The organism is Protofrankia sp. CiP1_Cm_nod4, from assembly GCF_982290645.1.
This window is the reverse complement of the sequence record NZ_CEVIVC010000100.1, coordinates 10185-13357: the sequence shown is the minus strand read 5'-3', so window position 1 is coordinate 13357 and position 3173 is coordinate 10185. Positions and strand designations below refer to the sequence as shown.

General features: G+C 69.9%; 2 protein-coding genes. One reads left to right on the top strand and one right to left on the bottom strand.

The genetic code is table 11. The features are described from left to right. A partial coding sequence (locus AC5LSR_RS17365) for an SMODS domain-containing nucleotidyltransferase (protein ID WP_250289839.1) occupies nucleotides 1–866 on the top strand: 866 nt, incomplete at its 5' end. Here AC5LSR_RS17365 and AC5LSR_RS17360 read toward each other — a convergent pair. Beyond that, nucleotides 817–3012, bottom strand: coding sequence for an MMPL family transporter (locus AC5LSR_RS17360; RefSeq protein WP_250285051.1), 2196 nt, complete (start codon nucleotides 3010–3012; stop codon nucleotides 817–819). The two genes, AC5LSR_RS17365 and AC5LSR_RS17360, sit on opposite strands and share 50 nt — an antisense overlap. Nucleotides 3013–3173 lie beyond the last annotated feature (161 nt).

The window sequence follows — 3173 nt, the reverse complement described above, 5'->3', positions numbered from 1 at the left end:
TGCTGGTCGGTACCACGGCCCGTGCCTTCGCCAGGCTCGACGACCTGATCCGGCTCAACGCCGATGACCGCGCGGTCATCGACGCCCGCCGCAACGACGCCGAACAGGCCCTGCGGACGATCTTTCCGCCGCGGTGCGCGCTGCCGCTCGTCGGAGTGGCGACCATCGGCTCCGCAGGCCGCGACACGATGATCCGCCCGGTGGACGAGGTCGACATCATCGTGGTCTTCAGCGCGGCCAACAACGCCTGGAAGCGCTTCCGCTGGGACTCCCGCGACCTGCTGCTCTGCGTCCGTAACGCGATCGGCGGCGACCGCATCCAGATGATCGGTAGCCGAGGTCAGGCGATGCGCGTCGTCTACAACTGCGCGCCGGACGTCCACCTGGTGCCCGCCTTCGACCATCCACGGGCGGGCTACGTCATGCCGGACTGTGTCGGCGGCTGGCTGCCGACCCGCCCGGAGCGGCACGCCAGCTGGATGGCGGACGCCGGCCCCCGGGTCGCCTCGGCCGTGCGGCTGCTCAAGGCCTGGAACCGGGTCTGCGGCAGCCGGCTGCGTTCCTTCCATCTGGAGGCGCTCGCCGGCAAGGTTCTGATCAACCGCGGGCTGAACACCCGGCAGGGGCTGGCGGCGGTCTTCCGGCACATCGAGAGCAGGGGGTTCACCGCCTACGACCCCGCGGAGGTCGGCGGTGACCTGTCGACCTACCTGCAGCCGCAGGACGTCGACGCGCTGCGGGAGCCGGTGGCCTTCGCCCGCGCCCACGCCGACGAGGCGGTCGAGGCGGAGCAGGCCGGCCGGCACGAGGATGCGGTCAACCTCTGGCGTCTGATCTTCGGCCTGGAGTTCCCGGCCTTCGGCTGACGGGAGCCCGCGGCCCCGTAGGAGTTCCGGCGGCGGCCGCGTCGCTGTCCGCTTCTCGGACGGCGGCGTCGGTCGCCGTTGTGGGCTGGTCCGGTGGCGGCTTCGCGAGCCGGCTGGGCCACCAGATTTTCGGGCCGATATCGATGGCGAGCGCGGGGACGAGAACCGAGCGCACCACCAGCGTGTCGAGCAGGACGCCGAAGGCCACCAGGAAGCCGACCTCCGCGAGCTGGACGAGCGGGAGGATGAACAGCGCCGAGAACGTGGCTGCCAGCACGACGCCGGCGGAGGTGATGACGCCGCCGGTGACGGCCAGGCCGTGGCGTACTCCCGGCCGCGTGCCGATTCTCCCGGCTTCTTCCCGGACCCTCGTCATGAGGAAGATGTTGTAGTCGATACCCAGCGCCACCAGGAAGATGAAGCCCAGCAACGGCAGGGCGGGATCGGCGCCGGCGAAGCCGAACAGCCAGTCGTAGGCCAGCGCGCTCGAGCCGAGCGCGGCGAGGAAGGACAGCACAACCGTCGCGATCAGGAGCAGCGGGGTCAGCACCGACCGCAGCAGCAGCCCGAGAACAACGGCCACGACCACCAGCACAGCCGGAATGATGACCTTCCGGTCGTGTACGGAGGCGGTGCGCACGTCCAGGTTCACCGCGGTGTTCCCGCCGACCAGCGCGTCCGCCGCCGGTATCGCGTGGACGGTGTCCCGGAGCTGTCTGATCGTGTCGAAGGACGCCTTCGTGTCCGGCGGCTGCGAAAGAACGACGAGGAACTGCACCAGACCGGCGCCGCGATCGCTTTCCACGACGGTCGCGACCGCAGGATTTCTTGCGATGACGGCGCGTACCTCGTCCGCCCTGGCGGCGTTCACGACAACGTATGCCGGTGCGGTGGTGCCGGCCGGGAAGCTGCGCTGCACGATTTCCTGCCCGGTGACCGAGTCCATCGGCCTGGTGAATCCCTGGTCCTGGCGCAGGCCGGTGTCCAGGTGCACGGTCGCGAACGCGAGCCCGGTCAGCACCAGGACGGCGGCGATCCAGGTCGTGCGCGGCCGGGCGGCGATCGTCGTACCAACCCGTGACCAGGCCCCGGACTCCTCCCGCGCCCGCGCGCCATAGCGGGGGACGAACGGCCAGAACAGCCTCCGTCCGCACACGACCAGGGCCGCCGGCAGCAGCGTCATCATGGTTACCAGTGCCACGGCGATACCGATCGCGCTGACCGGGCCGAGACCCCGGTTGGAGTTCAGCTCGCCCAGGAGCAGGCAGAGCATGCTGATGATGACCGTGGCGGCCGAGGCGACGATCGCCGGTCCGGCCCGGCGGATCGCGACCCGCATCGCCGCGTGCGCATCGCTGTGACGAGTCAGCTCCTCACGGTAGCGAGCGATGAGAAGCAGCGCGTAGTCGGTGCCGGCGCCGAAGACAAGGACCCGCAGAATGCCCGCGCTCTGCCCGTTGACGGTCAGCCCCGCATGCTCGGCCGCGAGATAGACCAGGGCGGTGGCAGTCTGGTCGGCAACGGCGACCGTCAGTAAGGGGATCAGCCACAGGACGGGGCTCCGATAGACGAGCAGAAGGATGACCGCCACCACGCCCGCGGTGACGAACAGCAGCCTGGTCTCCACCCCGCTGAACACGTCGAAGGTGTCCGTCACCAGCCCGGCCGGCCCGGTCAGCGACGTCTGGAGCCCCGGCGGTGCCGCCTCCCGGGCGATCCGCCGGATTTCCTTGACCTTGTCGGTGAACTCCACGACATCAGCGCTCTGAGCGATACTGACGGCCAGTAGCAGCGTATTTCCCCGTGGTGAGGAAATGGGCATGCTGACCGGACGCTCGGAGAACTCGCCGATCCGGCGGCCGACGTCCTCGACCGCTTTCCGGTCGGTAGGCGTCAGCTCAGGGTCACGAGAGAAGACGACGACCGCCGGTACGGAGTCTCCGCCCGGCAGGAGTTTCTGGGCCTCGAGCAGCCTGGTGGACTCGGCCCGCGAGGGCAGGAAGGCCGAGGCCTCGTTCCGCTGCGCGTCGGACAGCCTGAACGCCAGCGGGCTGGCGACGGTCGCGACGACGATCCAGCCAAGCAGAAGCGCCCATTTCAGACGCGGCCCCGCCGACCATGCCACGGCCTGCCAGATCCTGCCCACCGGCCCCCCTGCGCGCTGTCCACGACAACCGATCGTCGCAGGTAGGAGGCCCGCCACGAAAGAGATACGGCCGCCCGGAGAGCCGTCGGCGCCTCCTCGCCCTGTCTCCTGGCGTCATGTCAGCCCACTGGCACCGCCGTGTTTCCCAACGTCACTTCGGT